Raw genomic sequence first — 18369 nt, forward strand, 5'->3', positions numbered from 1 at the left:
AAGGAGACTACGCGATGTATTTACCAATTTTCTATCCATGGTTTACTAAATTATTTTTCAAATAAAATTTGATTTAGTTATACATTTTCGAATTCTTTTTCGAATAGATAAGTAAGAGGAAAACGAAAGGAGTCTGGTTTATGTATCTACCAATCTTGTATCCGTGGTTCATTAAATTATTTTTCAAATAAAATTTAATTTAGTTGTTCATTTTCGAAATTTTTTTCGAATAGATAAGTAAGAGGGAAAAGAAAGGAGCCTGGTTTATGTATCTACCAATTTTTTATCCGTGGTTTGCTAAATTATTTTTCAAATAAAATTTGATTTAGTTGTTTATTTTCGAATTGTTTTTCGAATAGATAAGTGAGAGAAAAAAGAAAGAAGTCTGGTTTATGTATCTACCGATTTTCTATTCATGGTACATTAAATTATTTTTTAAATAAAATTTAATTTAGTTGTTCATTTTCAGATTGTTTTTCGAATAGATAAGTAAGAGGAAACAGAAAGGAGTCTAATTCATGTATCTACCAATTTTTTATCCGTGGTTTACTAAATTATTTTTCAAATAAATTTAATTTAGTTGTACATTTTCGAAATTTTTTTCGAATAGATAAGTAAGAGGAAAAAGAAAGGAATAAAATAATGAAAGAACATTATTACGGATTTGTTGAGCTAACGTCGGAAGAATTGACCGATATTCAAGGTGGAGAAAATTGGGCGAAGACCCTTGCAGATTGGTACATTGGATTTCGTAGAGGTTTAGGTTTTTAGGAGGATAAGCGATGAATGAAATGAATGATAAGTATACTATTGAAGTATTAAAGGAGAGCGACTTAGCTTTGCTGGTGGGTGGTAGCAAGGAAAGTTATCAACGGGGTTTAATTACAGGTCTATTGTTACGCGGTATATTTATTGGAACCCCATTTTTTAGAAGATAAGATTTAGAAAAAATAGAACAAGAGGAGAAAAAGATGACAAATTTTGACAAAATGGAACAGAACTTTGTAGCTCTTACAGAAGAAGAGTTGATGAATGTAGATGGGGGAATTGCTTGGGAGGTAGTCTCTTTGGGTATTGCGATTGGCTGGGGGATTTACCAAGCTGGTGAAGCTGCTGGTAAAACATTCTACTATATTACTCATCCATAGTATTTGATAAATATGAGCAAGAAAACATTTTGGATTATACTACTCGTTATTACAATTGTGGTGACTGCCGTTGGTTTAGGATTGTCTGCATATAATTATTATGTTTTTGATAGACCTTTTTTCAATAGTACTACTAAAGGACTGTTATCTGCATTTGTTATGAGTGTATTGATGATTATTATTGGTGTATTAAAAGAAAACTAATTTTTATTATTAAAATGGAGGATAAATATGTCAAATTTACAAACTATTGAACAAAATTATACTACGTTAAGTGATATTGAATTGCAAGAAGTTGATGGTGGAGGAGTGTTACTTTTGGTTGGTGGTGGTATTTTGGCTGTCGGACTATTAGCTTGGGGTGCGTATAATGGTTATCAGTCGGCATCACGAGGTGGATAAAAGGATGGTAGATTGTTTTTTAGTAAATAGGAGTCTACCATGAAACAATTCTTATTAGGATTTGCTGAGGGTTATTTTACCGTATCGCTCATAATCTACATCGCAACGTATTTGATTTTGAGAAATCCAATCAATACCCTATTTTATCCAGAAATTTATCCCGTTTTATTTGGGCTCTTTTATCTAGGATATAAGGTCAATAAAAAGCGAGTAGAGTAAACAGTTAAGAATGACTTGTTAGTCTGCGCTGAAAATAGCTAGGCTAGGATCTCAGAATGCATCACATTGGAGTTTAATATGAAATTTGTTAAATCAATACTGAAAGTTTGGCCTGAAATCATGGTATTACTTAGTTCAATGTCTTATATCATCATCAGATTAGTAGCTGACATAAATAAAGTATCTTTACCTACTTGGTTTAATAGTTTCAATATACCAACGATTGCATTATTTATGATGGTCTTCATTCTTTTATACAGAAGTAAAGACAAAAAGAATGGATAGATTTGAAGCTGTAGACGCTCTATAGGGAATAGGCATCTTGTGGTAACGAATCAAAAAAAGGAGTAACTATGAATCGTAATTTAGAACGGTGTTATCTATTCTGACTAGTAATAGATCATACCAGAGGTGGCTTAGAAATAGCAGAGACATTAGAAATTGAAGTAACTTTAAATAGGATGTCGTAAAGGTTACTATCAATGATTTATTTGTTCCAAGCTTGCCTAGGGTGTCCGAAAAAAATCATTTTCCTTTCAATAGCATATTTTTAGTAGGTAGGACATTTGTTCTGCCTATTTTTGCCAAAAAAAGTGTAGTTGAGGTGTTTATTTGGAGTTTTATACTCTTCGAAAATCAAATTCAAACCACGTCAGCGTCGCCTTACCGTACTCAAGTACAGCTTGCGGCTAGCTTCCTAGTTTGCTTTTTGATTTTCCTTGAGTATTACATGTATTTTTGATAAAATAGTTATAGAAATTAGGAGAGTTGAAGAAAAAATGAATAAGATTTTAAAATATTTTTTAGTATTTGTTTTTCTATTTTTGATGAATATTTTCATCTTTAAGATACTAGCAACTCTGGGATTTCAGCTGACAATGAGTGAAAAGAGTTATATTGTTCCACCGCTGTTTTCGATTATCGTTTTATATATGATTGACAAAAGAATTAGGAAGAAAAAGAAATAAATATATATTTTAGGTAGGACGTTTGTTCTGCCTATTTTTTTATCCCAAAAGTGCATTTGGGAGGGAGATAGGCGCATTTGGGAAGGAAGTCCAGTTTTTGTTTGAGGATTGGGGTAAGATAGTTGTTATCAGATGAGTTTATACTCTTCGAAAATCAAATTCAAACCACGTCAACGTCGCCTTGCCGTATATATGTGACTGACTTCGTCAGTCCTATCTACAACCTCAAAACANNTGATTTTCATTGAGTATTAGGAAAAGGAGATGAATATGAAATTTGGGAAACGTCACTATCGTCCGCAGGTGGATCAGATGGACTGCGGTGTAGCTTCATTAGCCATGGTTTTTGGCTACTACGGTAGCTATTATTCTTTGGCTCACTTGCGAGAATTGGCCAAGACGACCATGGATGGGACTACGGCTTTGGGCTTGGTCAAGGTGGCAGAGGAGATTGGTTTTGAGACGCGAGCAATTAAGGCGGATATGACGCTTTTTGACTTGCCAGATTTGACTTTTCCTTTTGTTGCCCATGTGCTTAAGGAAGGAAAATTGCTCCACTACTATGTGGTGACTGGGCAGGATAAGGATAGCATTCATATTGCCGATCCAGATCCTGGGGTGAAATTGGCCAAACTGCCACGTGAGCGTTTTGCGGAAGAATGGACAGGAGTGACTCTTTTTATGGCACCTAGTCCAGACTACAAGCCTCATAAGGATCAAAAGAATGGTCTGCTCTCTTTTATCCCTATATTAGTGAAGCAGCGTGGCTTGATTGCCAATATCGTTTTGGCAACACTCTTGGTAACCTTGATTAACATTGTGGGTTCTTATTATCTGCAGTCTATCATTGATACCTATGTGCCAGATCAGATGCGTTCGACGCTGGGGATTATTTCTATTGGGCTGGTCATCGTCTATATTCTTCAGCAGATTTTGTCTTACGCTCAGGAGTATCTCTTACTTGTTTTGGGGCAACGCTTGTCTATTGATGTGATTTTGTCCTATATTAAGCATGTTTTTCACCTGCCTATGTCCTTTTTTGCAACACGTCGGACAGGGGAAATCGTGTCTCGTTTCACGGATGCTAATAGTATCATCGATGCGCTGGCTTCGACCATTCTTTCGATTTTCCTAGATGTGTCAACGGTTGTCATTATTTCCCTTGTTTTATTTTCACAAAATACCAATCTCTTTTTCATGACCTTATTGGCACTTCCTATCTATACAGTGATTATCTTTGCTTTTATGAAGCCGTTTGAAAAGATGAATCGGGATACCATGGAAGCCAATGCGGTTCTGTCTTCTTCTATCATTGAGGACATCAACGGTATTGAGACTATCAAGTCTTTGACCAGTGAAAGTCAACGCTATCAAAAGATTGACAAGGAATTTGTAGATTATCTGAAAAAATCCTTTACCTATAGTCGGGCAGAGAGTCAGCAAAAGGCTCTGAAAAAAGTTGCCCATCTCTTGCTCAATGTCGGCATTCTCTGGATGGGGGCTGTTCTGGTCATGGATGGTAAGATGAGTTTGGGGCAGTTGATTACCTATAATACCTTGCTGGTTTACTTTACCAATCCTTTGGAAAATATCATCAATCTGCAAACTAAGCTTCAGACAGCGCAGGTTGCCAATAACCGTCTGAATGAGGTTTATCTGGTAGCTTCTGAGTTTGAGGAGAAGAAAACAGTTGAGGATTTGAGCTTGATGAAGGGAGAGATGACTTTCAAGCAGGTTTCCTACAAGTATGGCTATGGTCGAGACGTCTTGTCGGATATCAATTTGGCCATTCCCCAAGGTTCTAAGGTGGCTTTTGTGGGGATTTCAGGGTCAGGTAAGACGACCTTGGCCAAGATGATGGTTAATTTTTACGACCCAAGTCAAGGGGAGATTAGTCTGGGTGGTGTCAATCTCAATCAGATTGATAAAAAGGCTCTGCGTCAGTATATCAATTATCTGCCTCAACAGCCCTATGTCTTTAACGGGACGATTTTGGAGAATCTTCTTTTGGGAGCCAAGGAGGGGACGACTCAAGAGGATATCTTACGGGCGGTCGAATTGGCAGAGATTCGGGAGGACATTGAGCGTATGCCACTGAATTACCAGACAGAATTGACTTCGGATGGGGCAGGGATTTCAGGTGGTCAACGTCAGAGAATAGCTCTGGCGCGTGCTCTCTTGACAGATGCGCCGGTCTTGATTTTGGATGAGGCGACCAGCAGTTTGGATATTCTGACAGAGAAGCGAATTGTCGATAATCTGATGGCTTTAGACAAGACCTTGATTTTCATTGCCCACCGCTTGACCATTGCAGAGCGGACAGAGAAGGTTGTTGTCTTGGATCAGGGCAAGATTGTTGAAGAAGGAAAGCATGCTGATTTGCTTGTACAGGGTGGATTTTACGCCCATTTGGTCAATAGCTAGAAAGAGGAGAGGATGAAACCAGAATTTTTAGAAAGTGCGGAGTTTTATAATCGTCGTTACCATAATTTTTCCAGTCGGGTGATTGTACCCATGTCCCTTCTGCTTGTGTTTTTACTTGGCTTTGCAACTGTTGCAGAGAAGGAGATGAGTTTGTCTACTAGAGCTACTGTCGAGCCTAGTCGTATCCTTGCAAATATCCAGTCAACTAGCAACAATCGTATTCTTGTCAATCATTTGGAAGAAAATAAGCTGGTTAAAAAGGGAGAACTGTTGGTTCAATATCAAGAAGGGGCAGAGGGTGTCCAAGCGGAAGCCTATGCTAGTCAGTTGGACATGCTCAAGGATCAAAAAAAGCAATTGGAGCATTTGCAAAAGAGCCTGCAAGAAGGGGAAAACCACTTTCCAGAGGAGGATAAATTTGGCTACCAAGCCACCTTTCGCGACTACCTCAGCCAAGCAGGTAGTCTTAGGGCTAGTACATCGCAACAAAATGAGACCATCGCGTCCCAGAATGCAGCAGCTAGCCAAACCCAAGCCGAAATCGGCAACCTCATCAGCCAAACAGAGGCTAAAATTCGCGATTACCAGACAGCTAAGTCAGCTATGGAAACAGGTGCTTCCTTGGCCAGTCAGAATCTAGCCTACTCTCTCTACCAGTCTTATAAGTCTCAGGGTGAGGAAAATCCGCAAGCTAAATCCCAGGCAGTTGCGCAGGTTGAAGCACAGCTTTCTCAGTTAGAATCCAGTCTTGCTACTTACCGTGTTCAGTATGCGGGTTCAGGTACCCAGCAAGCCTATGCGTCAGGCTTAAGCAGTCAATTGGAGTCCCTTAAATCCCAACACTTAGCAAAGGTTGGTCAGGAATTGACCCTTCTAGACCAGAAAATCTTGGAGGCAGAGTCAGGTAAGAAAGTTCAGGGAAATCTTTTAGACAAGGGGAAAATTATGGCAAGTGAGGATGGGGTGCTTCATCTTAATCCTGAGACCAGTGATTCTACCATGGTAGCAGAAGGTGCCCTACTAGCCCAACTCTATCCGTCTTTGGAGAAAGAAGGGAAAGCTAAACTCACAGCCTATCTTAGTTCAAAGGATGTAGCAAGGATCAAGGTCGGTGATTCTGTTCGCTATACGACGACTCATGATGCTAAGAATCAACTTTTCCTAGATTCTACTATTACAAGTATTGATGCGACAGCTACTAAGACCGAGAAAGGGAATTTCTTTAAAATCGAGGCGGAGACTAATCTAACTTCGGAGCAGGCTGAAAAACTTCGGTACGGGGTGGAAGGTCGCTTGCAGATGATTACGGGCAAGAAAAGTTACCTACGTTATTATTTGGATCAATTTTTGAACAAAGAGTAATGTTCGTGTTTTTAGAGTTAAATGATTTTAAAACTGTGAGAAAGATTCTTCTTGCAGTTTTTTCTTTATGATTTTTGAGGTTACTACGTTATTTATTCGGTTAAATTCTTGTAATTTTAGGTTTTTTATGGTAGAATGTGCTCAAGTAATACGAAAGGCGAACTTTAAAATGTCAAAACAATTGATCTATTCGGGAAAAGCTAAAGATATCTATACAACTGAGGATGAAAATCTTATTATTTCAACTTACAAGGATCAGGCGACTGCTTTCAATGGTGTTAAGAAGGAGCAGATTGCGGGCAAGGGAGTATTGAATAATCAGATTTCATCTTTTATTTTTGAGAAATTAAATGCGGCTGGTGTGGCAACTCACTTTGTGGAGAAACTTTCAGATACGGAACAACTCAATAAAAAGGTTGAGATTATTCCTTTGGAAGTCGTGCTTCGCAACTATACTGCTGGTTCCTTTTCAAAACGTTTTGGTGTGGATGAGGGAATCGCCTTGGAGACTCCGATTGTCGAGTTTTATTACAAAAATGATGACTTGGATGATCCATTCATCAATGACGAGCATGTGAAATTCCTACAGATTGCGGATGACCAGCAAATCGCTTACTTGAAGGAAGAAACTCGTCGAATCAATGAACTCTTGAAGGTCTGGTTTGCTGAGATTGGGCTTAAGTTGATTGACTTTAAGCTAGAGTTCGGTTTTGACAAGGATGGCAAGATTATCTTAGCAGATGAATTTTCACCAGATAACTGTCGCTTGTGGGATGCGGATGGCAACCACATGGATAAGGATGTTTTCCGTAGAGGATTGGGAGAACTAACAGATGTTTACGAGATTGTCTGGGAAAAGTTGCAGAAATTGAAATAACAACCTCAAGGCTGTTTGGGAACATTGCAAGAGCTGAAATAAAGGAATAAGGATTGATGGATAAACGTATTTTTGTTGAAAAAAAGGCTGATTTTCAGGTTAAGTCAGAGAGTTTGGTGAGAGAACTCCAGCATAACTTGGGACTGTCAACTTTGAAAAGTATTCGCATTGTGCAAGTTTATGATGTATTTGATTTGGCAGAGGACTTGTTTGCACCTGCAGAGAAACACATCTTCTCTGAGCAGGTGACAGACCACGTCTGGGACGAAGTTGCTGTACAGGCGGATCTGGCTAACTATGCTTTCTTTGCTATTGAAAGCCTACCTGGGCAATTTGACCAACGTGCAGCTTCTTCACAGGAAGCCTTGCTTTTGCTGGGAAGTTCGAGTGATGTGACAGTTAATACAGCCCAACTTTATTTGGTCAATAAAGATATTGATGCGACTGAGTTAGAAGCGGTCAAAAACTACTTGCTTAATCCAGTTGATTCTCGTTTCAAGGATATCACGACAGGGATTGCCAAGCAGGAATTTTCTGCGTCAGACAAGACTATTCCCAAATTGACTTTCTTTGAAAGCTATACAGCAGAAGACTTTGCTCGCTACAAGGCTAAACAAGGGATGGCCATGGAAGTGGATGATTTGCTCTTTATTCAAGACTACTTTAAGTCAATCGGGCGCGTGCCGACGGAAACAGAACTCAAGGTTTTGGACACTTACTGGTCTGACCACTGCCGTCATACGACTTTTGAGACAGAGTTGAAACACATCGACTTTTCAGCTTCTAAATTCCAAAAACAATTGCAGTCAACCTATGACAAGTATATTGCCATGCGTGAGGAGTTGGGGCGTTCTGAAAAACCTCAAACCTTGATGGATATGGCGACTATTTTTGGTCGTTATGAGCGTGCTAATGGACGTTTAGACGACATGGAAGTGTCAGACGAAATCAATGCTTGCTCAGTAGAAATCGAAGTGGATGTTGATGGTGTGAAAGAGCCATGGCTCCTAATGTTCAAGAATGAAACTCACAACCACCCAACGGAAATTGAGCCATTTGGTGGGGCTGCTACCTGTATTGGTGGAGCCATTCGTGACCCATTGTCAGGACGTTCATATGTTTACCAAGCCATGCGGATCTCAGGTGCTGGTGATATTACAGCACCGATTTCAGAAACTCGCGCTGGGAAACTGCCACAACAAGTCATTTCTAAAACAGCGGCTCATGGTTATTCTTCATACGGTAACCAGATTGGGCTTGCAACAACCTACGTTCGTGAATATTTCCACCCAGGTTTCGTTGCTAAGCGTATGGAACTTGGTGCCGTTGTTGGTGCGGCTCCCAAGGGCAATGTTGTCCGTGAAAAACCGGAAGCGGGCGATGTCATTATCCTCCTCGGTGGTAAGACTGGGCGTGACGGTGTCGGTGGTGCGACGGGTTCTTCTAAAATTCAAACGGTTGAGTCTGTAGAGACTGCTGGTGCTGAGATTCAAAAAGGGAATGCTATCGAAGAACGCAAGATTCAACGCCTTTTTCGTAATGGCAATGTCACTCGTGTTATCAAGAAATCTAATGACTTTGGTGCTGGTGGTGTCTGTGTGGCTATCGGTGAATTAGCAGACGGTCTTGAAATTGATCTTAACAAGGTGCCTCTTAAATACCAGGGCTTGAATGGTACCGAAATTGCCATCTCTGAATCACAAGAACGGATGGCGGTTGTGGTGCGTCTTGAAGACGTAGATGCCTTTGTTGAAGAATGTAACAAAGAGAATATTGACGCTGTTGTGGTTGCGACAGTCACTGAAAAACCAAATCTGGTTATGCACTGGAATGGTGAGACAATTGTGGACTTGGAGCGTCGTTTCCTTGATACCAATGGTGTACGTGTCGTTGTCGATGCAAAGGTTGTGGACAAGGATGTCAAACTCCCAGAAGAGCGTACAACAAGCGCTGACACACTGGAAGCAGATACCCTTGCGGTTCTATCTGACCTCAACCATGCGAGTCAAAAAGGCTTGCAGACCATCTTTGACTGTTCGGTCGGTCGTTCAACGGTTAATCACCCACTTGGTGGTCGCTACCAACTCACACCAACTGAGGCATCTGTACAGAAATTGCCAGTCCAACACGGTGTGACTCATACTGCGTCTGTCATGGCTCAAGGGTTTAATCCTTATATTGCAGAATGGTCTCCATACCACGGTGCTGCTTATGCGGTTATTGAAGCAACTGCTCGTTTGGTTGCTGCTGGTGCCAACTGGTCTAAGGCTCGCTTCTCTTACCAAGAGTACTTCGAGCGCATGGACAAACAAGCTGAGCGTTTTGGTCAGCCAGTAGCAGCTCTCCTAGGCTCTATCGAGGCACAAATTCAGCTTGGTTTGCCATCTATCGGTGGTAAGGACTCCATGTCTGGTACTTTTGAAGAATTGACAGTACCGCCAACCTTGGTCGCTTTTGGGGTGACGACGGCAGATAGCCGGAAGGTACTTTCTCCTGAGTTCAAGACTGCTGGGGAAAACATCTACTACATCCCAGGTCAAGCTCTTGCTGCAGAGATTGATTTTGACTTGATTAAGTCAAATTTTGCTCAGTTTGAAGCCCTTCAAAAGGCTCATAAAGTGACATCTGCATCAGCTGTCAAATACGGTGGTGTGGTTGAAAGTTTGGCTCTTGCTACTTTTGGAAATCATATTGGTGCAGAGGTAACCTTGCCTGAACTTGAAAGTTCTTTGACAGCACAATTGGGCGGATTTGTCTTTACCTCTCCTGAAGAAATCACTGGAGTAGAGAAAATCGGTCAAACAAGTGCAGACTTTACACTCCTTGTCAACGGTGTGAAGCTAGATGGACACAAGCTTGACAGTGCCTTCCAAGGAAAACTGGAAAAAGTTTACCCAACAGAGTTTGCCCAAGCCAAAGAACTAGCTGAAGTACCAGCTGTGGTATCAGATGTTGTGATTAAAGCAAAAGAAAAGGTTGAAAAACCTGTGGTCTATATCCCAGTCTTCCCAGGAACAAACTCAGAGTATGATTCAGCTAAGGCATTTGAAAAAGAAGGCGCAGAGGTCAACTTGATGCCATTTGTGACCTTGAATGAAGAGGCTATTGTCAAGTCAGTTGAAACTATGGTTGACAACATCGGCAAGGCTAACATTCTCTTCTTTGCCGGTGGATTCTCAGCTGCGGATGAACCAGATGGTTCAGCCAAGTTCATTGTCAATATTCTGCTCAATGAAAAAGTCCGTGTGGCTATTGATAGCTTTATCGCGCGTGGTGGCTTGATTATCGGTATCTGTAATGGATTCCAGGCTTTGGTCAAATCAGGTCTTCTTCCATACGGGAATTTCGAGGATGCTAACAGTACTAGCCCAACCCTCTTCTACAATGATGCCAACCAACACGTGGCCAAGATGGTGGAAACCCGTATTGCCAATACCAACTCACCATGGTTAGCTGGTGTGCAAGTAGGCGATATCCACGCTATTCCTGTTTCACACGGTGAAGGGAAGTTTGTCGTGACGGCTGAAGAATTTGCGGAGCTCCGTGACAATGGTCAAATCTTTAGCCAATACGTTGACTTTGACGGCAAACCAAGTATGGACTCTAAGTACAATCCAAATGGTTCTGTCCATGCTATCGAAGGAATTACCAGCAAGAACGGCCAAATCATCGGTAAGATGGGGCACTCAGAACGTTATGAAGACGGTCTCTTCCAAAACATCCCAGGAAATAAAGACCAGCACCTGTTCGCGTCAGCGGTTAAATACTTTACTGGAAAATAAGACTTACAGATTTTCTAATAGATAGTGGCAGTAATGTAAAAATCATGTAGATTTAGCTCTTGGTGCTACACAAATAAAAATTAGGTATAAAAAATGACATACGAAGTAAAATCTCTTAATGAAGAATGCGGTGTTTTCGGTATCTGGGGACATCCAGATGCTGCTAAATTGACCTATTTTGGTCTCCACAGTCTTCAACACCGTGGTCAGGAGGGGGCAGGAATCCTCTCCAATGATCAAGGGAAACTAAAGCGACATCGCGATATGGGTCTTCTATCAGAAGTCTTCAGAAATCCTGCTAACTTAGATAAATTGACAGGAACTGGTGCGATTGGGCATGTGCGTTATGCGACTGCTGGCGAAGCTTCTGTAGATAACATCCAGCCCTTCCTCTTCCGTTTTCACGATATGCAGTTTGGGTTGGCTCATAATGGAAATCTGACCAATGCGGCCTCTCTCAAGAAAGAATTGGAAGATAGAGGAGCGATTTTCAGCGCGACTTCGGACTCGGAAATCTTGGCTCACCTCATTCGTCGCAGTCATAATCCTAATCTAATGGGCAAAATCAAGGAGGCGCTCAGTCTAGTTAAAGGTGGTTTTGCCTATATCTTGCTGTTTGAAGACAAGTTGATTGCGGCTCTTGATCCCAATGGTTTCCGTCCGCTTTCTATCGGGAAAATGGCCAACGGAGCGGTGGTTGTTTCCTCTGAAACTTGTGCTTTTGAGGTCATTGGTGCTGAATGGATTCGTGATTTGAAGCCAGGTGAGATTGTGATTATTGATGACAAGGGTATCCAGTATGACAACTATACAGATGATACTCAGTTGGCGATTTGTTCTATGGAGTATATCTATTTTGCCCGCCCTGATTCTAACATTCATGGTGTCAATGTCCATACGGCTCGTAAACGTATGGGTGCCCAATTGGCGCGTGAATTCAAGCATGAGGCGGATATCGTGGTCGGTGTGCCCAATTCTTCCCTCAGCGCGGCTATGGGATTTGCGGAAGAGTCCGGGCTACCAAATGAAATGGGGCTCATCAAGAACCAATACACCCAACGTACCTTTATCCAACCGACTCAAGAATTGCGGGAGCAAGGGGTGCGGATGAAACTCTCTGCTGTTTCAGGCGTTGTAAAAGGCAAGCGTGTGGTTATGATTGATGACTCTATTGTACGTGGAACAACCTCTCGTCGGATCGTTCAACTCTTGAAAGAAGCGGGTGCGACTGAGGTTCACGTTGCCATTGGTAGTCCAGCGCTAGCTTATCCATGTTTCTACGGGATTGATATCCAGACACGTCAGGAGCTGATTGCGGCTAATCATACGGTCGAAGAAACTCGCCAAATCATTGGTGCGGACAGTCTGACTTATCTTTCTGTTGAGGGGTTGATTGATTCAATTGGTATTGAAACAGATGCGCCAAATGGTGGTCTCTGTGTCGCTTACTTTGACGGTGACTACCCAACACCTCTCTACGACTATGAGGAAGACTATCGTAGAAGTTTGGAAGAAAAGACCAGTTTTTACAAATAGACAATAGATTCTCCATTAAAGGAAAGGAAGAGGAGATAGAATGACAAATAAGAATGCTTATGCTTCACGTCTCACTACTGACTAAAAGCTAAAGTATTTGTCAGTAGACGCTTTGTCCTATAGGATCAAAGCTAGAGCCCTGACTAGTATTTTTAGATAAAATAATTGTTTATCTAGAAATACGTCGCAATCTTTCCCCCAAAAAAAGAAAAGGAAAAATAAAATGGCAAATAAAAATGCGTACGCTCAATCTGGTGTGGATGTTGAAGCGGGTTATGAAGTTGTTGAACGGATTAAAAAGCACGTGGCTCGTACGGAGCGTGCAGGTGTCATGGGAGCTCTGGGTGGCTTTGGTGGTATGTTTGACCTTTCAAAAACAGGTGTCAAAGAACCCGTCTTGATTTCAGGAACTGATGGTGTCGGAACCAAGCTCATGCTGGCTATCAAGTACGACAAGCACGATACCATCGGTCAGGACTGTGTAGCCATGTGTGTCAATGATATCATCGCTGCGGGTGCGGAGCCCCTCTATTTCCTTGACTACGTAGCGACAGGGAAGAATGAACCAGCTAAGCTAGAACAAGTTGTCGCTGGTGTGGCAGAAGGTTGTGTGCAGGCAGGTGCTGCCCTCATTGGTGGGGAAACGGCTGAAATGCCTGGCATGTACGGCGAAGATGACTATGACTTGGCTGGTTTTGCGGTTGGTGTGGCTGAAAAATCTCAAATCATTGACGGTTCAAAGGTGGCAGAAGGAGATGTTCTTCTCGGACTTGCTTCAAGTGGGATTCATTCCAATGGTTACTCTCTCGTCCGTCGTGTCTTTGCGGATTACACAGGTGAGGAAATCTTGCCAGAATTGGAAGGCAAGCAACTCAAGGAAGTTCTTCTTGAGCCGACTCGTATCTATGTCAAGGCTGTCTTACCACTCATCAAGGAAGGGTTGGTCAACGGCATTGCCCACATCACAGGTGGTGGCTTTATTGAGAATGTCCCTCGTATGTTTGCAGCTGACTTGGCTGCTGAGATTGATGAAAGCAAAGTTCCAGTGCTTCCAATTTTCAAAGCCCTTGAAAAATACGGTCAGATTAAACACGAAGAAATGTTTGAAATCTTCAATATGGGTGTGGGACTTATGCTAGCAGTTAGCCCTGAAAATGTAATTCGTGTCAAGGAGTTGTTGGATGAACCAGTCTATGAAATTGGTCGTATCGTCAAGAAAGAAAACGAAAGTGTCATCATCAAATGAAAAAAATAGCGGTTTTTGCCTCTGGTAATGGCTCAAATTTTCAGGTGATTGCCGAAGAATTTCCAGTAGAGTTTGTCTTTTCAGACCATCGTGACGCCTATGTGCTTGAGCGTGCAGAGCAGCTCGGCGTTCTGTCCTATGCTTTTGAACTCAAGGAGTTTGAAAGCAAGGCAGACTACGAAGCAGCTATTGTCGAACTCTTGGAAGAACACCAGATTGACTTGATTTGCCTAGCAGGCTACATGAAAATCGTTGGGCCAACCTTATTGGCGGCTTATGAAGGTCGGATTATCAACATTCATCCAGCCTACTTGCCAGAATTTCCAGGAGCTCATGGGATTGAGGATGCTTGGAATGCTGACGTTGCTGAGAGCGGCGTGACCATTCACTGGGTGGATTCAGGTGTGGATACAGGCAAGGTTATCAAACAAGTCCGTGTGCCACGGTTAGCTGATGATACCATTGACAGTTTTGAAGAACGGATTCATGAAGCAGAGTATAAGTTGTATCCAGAGGTGCTGGATAGTTTGGGAGTGGAAAGGATAAATAAGAGAATTTTATGAATAAAGTAGTTGATGATTTGTTGAAAAATATAAAAGAATTTGAAGCATCCTTTAATGAATATGAAAAACAATTTTATCCTGAAATACGGAAAGAGAGACAAAGGTTGATGATATACTTTATCTTATGGATACTGTTTATCATAGGAGCTGCAATTGTATTCCAATTTTTCCCTAAATTTGTTTGTTTGAGGAATATTCTTATTTTTCTTACCATAATTTTTACAGTATTAGTTTTATTTTATACTATAAAATTTGATGAAGTTTCAGTTGGGGTGCCTAGTAAATTTACCAAATTATGTGATAAAGTCAAGTATAGATTGAAATATCTTTACGGAGATAATGCTAAAGAAGTCGCTGATATGTTGGTTAATGATTTAAGCGAGAAAAGAAATAGTCAGCTACAAAAATATGAAAATATAGTTAAAGCTATAGGTACTATTGGGAAAGTTTTGGTAACAGCAACTATTACTCTGGCTTTAAATAGATTATTCGTTGAAGATAAAACAAACATTTCTGGCGAAACGTTTGGAAATATAATTATTATTGTAGCTATAATGGTAATTTTAATCAAACTTATAGATAGTGGGATTAAAAAAATTATTAAATATCCTGTATTTGGAAAGGCTTCAAAAGAAGTGTATTTAACAGATATTTTATACGAAGTGAAGTATATGATATTAGAAAAGGAAGATAACTAACATGACTAAACGCGCCTTAATCAGCGTCTCAGATAAAGCGGGCATTGTTGAATTTGCCCAAGAACTCAAAAAACTTGGTTGGGATATTATCTCGACAGGTGGGACAAAGGTTGCCCTTGACAATGCTGGGGTGGAGACTATTGCGATCGATGATGTGACGGGCTTCCCAGAGATGATGGATGGCCGTGTTAAGACCCTTCATCCAAATATCCACGGTGGGCTCCTTGCTCGTCGCGACTTAGATAGCCATTTAGAAGCGGCTAAGGATAATCAGATTGAACTCATCGACCTTGTTGTGGTAAACCTTTACCCATTTAAGGAAACCATCCTCAAACCAGACGTGACTTATGCTGATGCGGTGGAGAAGATCGATATCGGTGGGCCATCTATGCTTCGCTCAGCAGCGAAAAATCATGCCAGCGTAACGGTTGTGGTAGATCCAGCTGACTACGCTGTGGTTCTTGACGAATTGGCAGCAAATGGAGAAACAAGTTACGAAACGCGTCAACGTTTGGCAGCCAAGGTTTTCCGTCATACAGCGGCTTATGACGCCTTGATTGCAGAGTATTTCACAGCTCAAGTGGGGGAAAGCAAACCTGAAAAGCTGACTTTGACCTATGACCTCAAACAAGCTATGCGTTACGGTGAGAATCCTCAACAAGATGCGGATTTCTACCAAAAAGCTTTGCCAACAGACTATTCGATTGCTTCAGCGAAACAGCTCAACGGGAAAGAATTGTCATTTAACAATATCCGCGATGCTGACGCTGCCATTCGTATTATTCGCGATTTCAAAGAACGCCCAACGGTTGTAGCTCTCAAACACATGAACCCATGTGGGATTGGTCAAGCTGATGACATCGAGACTGCTTGGGACTACGCTTATGAGTCTGACCCAGTGTCTATCTTTGGTGGGATTGTCGTTCTCAACCGTGAGGTGGATGCTGCGACAGCTGAGAAGATGCACGGCGTTTTCCTTGAAATCATCATTGCACCAAGCTATACGGATGAAGCGCTAGCCATTTTGACCAACAAAAAGAAAAACTTGCGTATCCTTGCCTTGCCATTTGATGCTCAAGAGGCCAGTGAAGTGGAAGCAGAATACACAGGTGTAGTTGGTGGACTTCTGGTGCAAAACCAAGACGTGGTCAAAGAAAGCCCAGCTGACTGGCAAGTGGTGACCAAACGCCAGCCAACTGAGACAGAAGCGACAGCTCTTGAGTTTGCTTGGAAAGCTATTAAATACGTCAAATCAAACGGAATTATCGTGACCAACGACCACATGACACTTGGTGTTGGTCCAGGTCAAACTAACCGTGTGGCTTCAGTCCGTATTGCCATTGACCAAGCTAAAGACCGTCTTGACGACGCTGTGCTTGCTTCTGATGCCTTCTTCCCATTTGCGGATAATGTGGAAGAAATCGCCAAAGCAGGTATTAAGGCTATCATCCAGCCAGGTGGGTCCGTCCGTGACCAAGAATCGATCGAAGCCGCTGACAAATATGGCTTGACCATGGTCTTCACAGGCGTGAGACATTTTAGACATTAAGAACGTTAAAGGGAAGAAAACAGTTTCTTTCCTTTTTTGCGTAAAAATGCGAAGTGAAACAAGATTAAAACGAACGTTTATGGTATAATGTTATTAAATAATTCGCAAAAGAGGTTGTGAGATGAAGCTGTTAGTTGTAGGTTCAGGTGGTCGTGAACATGCGATTGCTAAGAAGTTACTTGAGTCAAAAGACGTTGAAAAAGTATTTGTAGCTCCTGGGAATGATGGGATGACTCTGGATGGTTTGGAGTTGGTAAATATCTCCATTTCCGAACATTCTAAATTGATTGAGTTTGCAAAAACCAACTATATTGCTTGGACCTTTATCGGGCCAGATGACGCCCTTGCTGCTGGTATCGTGGATGATTTCCATGCAGCGGGTCTCAAAGCCTTTGGTCCGACAAGATTGGCAGCGGAGCTGGAGTGGTCCAAGGATTTTGCCAAGGAAATCATGGTCAAATATGGCGTTCCGACAGCAGCCTATGGCACATTCTCGGATTTTGAGGAAGCCAAGGTCTATATCGAAAAACAGGGTGCGCCTATCGTGGTCAAGGCGGATGGCTTGGCGCTTGGGAAAGGTGTCGTCGTTGCGGAGACAGTCGAGCAAGCGGTCGAAGCAGCTCACGAGATGCTTTTGGACAATAAATTTGGTGACTCAGGTGCGCGTGTAGTTATTGAGGAATTCCTTGAAGGAGAGGAATTTTCACTCTTTGTCTTTGTCAATGGCGACAAGTTCTATATCATGCCGACAGCGCAAGACCACAAACGTGCCTATGATGGTGACAAAGGGCCTAACACGGGTGGTATGGGTGCCTATGCGCCAGTTCCACACTTGCCACAGAGTGTAGTTGACACAGCGGTTGAGACTATTGTCAAGCCAGTTCTTGAAGGGATGATCAAAGAAGGCCGTCCGTATCTTGGCATCCTCTACGCAGGGCTTATCCTGACAGCAGAAGGTCCTAAAGTCATCGAGTTCAATGCTCGCTTTGGAGATCCTGAAACACAGATTATCTTGCCTCGTTTGACATCTGACTTTGCACAAAATATTACAGATATTCTGGATAGCAAGGAGCCAAACATCACCTGGACGGATAAGGGTGTGACTCTGGGTGTGGTTGTCGCATCCAAGGGTTACCCGCTAGAATATGAAAAGGGTGTTGCATTGCCAGCAAAAACCAATGGCGGCATTATCACCTACTATGCAGGTGCTAAGTTTGCGGCAAATAGCAGAGCACTGCTATCAAACGGTGGACGTGTCTATATGCTCGTTAACACAGCAGATACCGTCAAAGAGGCTCAAGATACCATCTACCAAGAACTCACCCAACAAAAAACAGAAGGCCTCTTCTACCGAACAGATATCGGAAGCAAGGCGATAAAAGATTAACAGATACTAACTTTGTTATGGCGAGCGAAAGCGAGCCAAAATAGAATAATCGTCGCAGTAGTGGAACTCCTAGTAGCTTTGCTACTAGGAGCGGAAAACTGGAGACCTAGGCTCCAGTTTTAGTAATGGAACGCCCTAGGCGGTCGCTTACGTCCGCACTACATTAGACGATTATCAAAAAGAAAAATAAAAATTCACAAAATACGTT

Annotated in this window: 18 protein-coding genes; all 18 read left to right on the forward strand. The window is 42.0% G+C overall.

What is annotated here, in order from left to right; all coding sequences use genetic code 11:
- Positions 1–642: 642 nt before the first annotated feature.
- The 18 genes from HT725_RS09045 to purD all read left to right on the forward strand — a co-directional run bounded on the left by HT725_RS09045 (position 643) and on the right by purD (position 18161).
- A complete protein-coding gene (locus HT725_RS09045) occupies positions 643–771 on the forward strand; it encodes a smi_0059.1 family bacteriocin-like peptide (protein ID WP_000658219.1) in 129 nt (42 codons plus the stop codon).
- An 11-nt stretch (positions 772–782) separates the two neighbouring features.
- The gene (locus tag HT725_RS09050) at positions 783–938 is read left to right on the forward strand and encodes a hypothetical protein (RefSeq protein ID WP_001004584.1); all 156 of its coding nucleotides are present in this window, start codon (positions 783–785) and stop codon (positions 936–938) included.
- Positions 939–971: 33 nt separating this feature from the next.
- Entirely contained in the window at positions 972–1148 is a 177-nt protein-coding gene (locus tag HT725_RS09055) for a class IIb bacteriocin, lactobin A/cerein 7B family (protein WP_112444937.1), read from the forward strand.
- 12 nt (positions 1149–1160) lie between these two features.
- Positions 1161–1352: a hypothetical protein gene (locus HT725_RS09060; RefSeq protein ID WP_004236903.1), complete on the forward strand. Its 192-nt coding sequence runs from the start codon at positions 1161–1163 to the stop codon at positions 1350–1352.
- Between the two features lie 27 nt (positions 1353–1379).
- Entirely contained in the window at positions 1380–1550 is a 171-nt protein-coding gene (locus HT725_RS09065; RefSeq protein WP_000067699.1) for a H354_08695 family bacteriocin-like peptide, read from the forward strand.
- Between the two features lie 39 nt (positions 1551–1589).
- Complete coding sequence (locus HT725_RS09070) at positions 1590–1769, forward strand: hypothetical protein (RefSeq protein ID WP_112444935.1); 180 nt, start codon at positions 1590–1592, stop codon at positions 1767–1769.
- Between the two features lie 78 nt (positions 1770–1847).
- The gene (locus HT725_RS09075) at positions 1848–2054 is read left to right on the forward strand and encodes a bacteriocin immunity protein (RefSeq protein ID WP_112444933.1); all 207 of its coding nucleotides are present in this window, start codon (positions 1848–1850) and stop codon (positions 2052–2054) included.
- A gap of 494 nt (positions 2055–2548) precedes the next feature.
- The gene (locus tag HT725_RS10320) at positions 2549–2737 is read left to right on the forward strand and encodes a hypothetical protein (RefSeq protein WP_033680983.1); all 189 of its coding nucleotides are present in this window, start codon (positions 2549–2551) and stop codon (positions 2735–2737) included.
- A gap of 270 nt (positions 2738–3007) precedes the next feature.
- Complete coding sequence (comA, locus tag HT725_RS09080; protein WP_112444929.1) at positions 3008–5161, forward strand: peptide cleavage/export ABC transporter ComA; 2154 nt, start codon at positions 3008–3010, stop codon at positions 5159–5161.
- Positions 5162–5173: 12 nt separating this feature from the next.
- Entirely contained in the window at positions 5174–6523 is a 1350-nt protein-coding gene (gene comB / locus HT725_RS09085) for a competence pheromone export protein ComB (RefSeq protein WP_173253459.1), read from the forward strand.
- Between the two features lie 169 nt (positions 6524–6692).
- Positions 6693–7400, forward strand: coding sequence for a phosphoribosylaminoimidazolesuccinocarboxamide synthase (gene purC / locus HT725_RS09090; RefSeq protein WP_173219019.1), 708 nt, complete (start codon positions 6693–6695; stop codon positions 7398–7400).
- A 56-nt stretch (positions 7401–7456) separates the two neighbouring features.
- Positions 7457–11182, forward strand: coding sequence for a phosphoribosylformylglycinamidine synthase (locus tag HT725_RS09095; protein WP_173219016.1), 3726 nt, complete (start codon positions 7457–7459; stop codon positions 11180–11182).
- Between the two features lie 93 nt (positions 11183–11275).
- Positions 11276–12718, forward strand: a complete 1443-nt coding sequence (purF, locus tag HT725_RS09100; RefSeq protein ID WP_173219013.1) for an amidophosphoribosyltransferase — start codon at positions 11276–11278, stop codon at positions 12716–12718.
- Positions 12719–12941: 223 nt separating this feature from the next.
- A complete protein-coding gene (purM, locus tag HT725_RS09105) occupies positions 12942–13964 on the forward strand; it encodes a phosphoribosylformylglycinamidine cyclo-ligase (protein ID WP_173219009.1) in 1023 nt (340 codons plus the stop codon).
- On the forward strand, positions 13961–14527 hold the full coding sequence (gene purN / locus HT725_RS09110) for a phosphoribosylglycinamide formyltransferase (protein ID WP_173219006.1): 567 nt from the start codon (positions 13961–13963) through the stop codon (positions 14525–14527). Before purM ends, purN begins: the two co-directional genes overlap by 4 nt.
- Positions 14524–15225 (forward strand): hypothetical protein, encoded by a 702-nt coding sequence (locus HT725_RS09115; protein ID WP_001045459.1) that lies wholly within the window; start codon positions 14524–14526, stop codon positions 15223–15225. Before purN ends, HT725_RS09115 begins: the two co-directional genes overlap by 4 nt.
- A 1-nt stretch (position 15226) precedes the next feature.
- Positions 15227–16774 carry a bifunctional phosphoribosylaminoimidazolecarboxamide formyltransferase/IMP cyclohydrolase gene (purH, locus tag HT725_RS09120; protein WP_173253460.1) on the forward strand — a complete coding sequence of 516 codons (1548 nt, stop codon included), beginning with the start codon at positions 15227–15229 and terminating at the stop codon, positions 16772–16774.
- Positions 16775–16895: 121 nt separating this feature from the next.
- Complete coding sequence (purD, locus tag HT725_RS09125; protein WP_173219000.1) at positions 16896–18161, forward strand: phosphoribosylamine--glycine ligase; 1266 nt, start codon at positions 16896–16898, stop codon at positions 18159–18161.
- Positions 18162–18369: the final 208 nt, after the last annotated feature.

This window comes from Streptococcus sp. 2579 (genome assembly GCF_013277195.1).
GTDB lineage: Bacteria > Bacillota > Bacilli > Lactobacillales > Streptococcaceae > Streptococcus.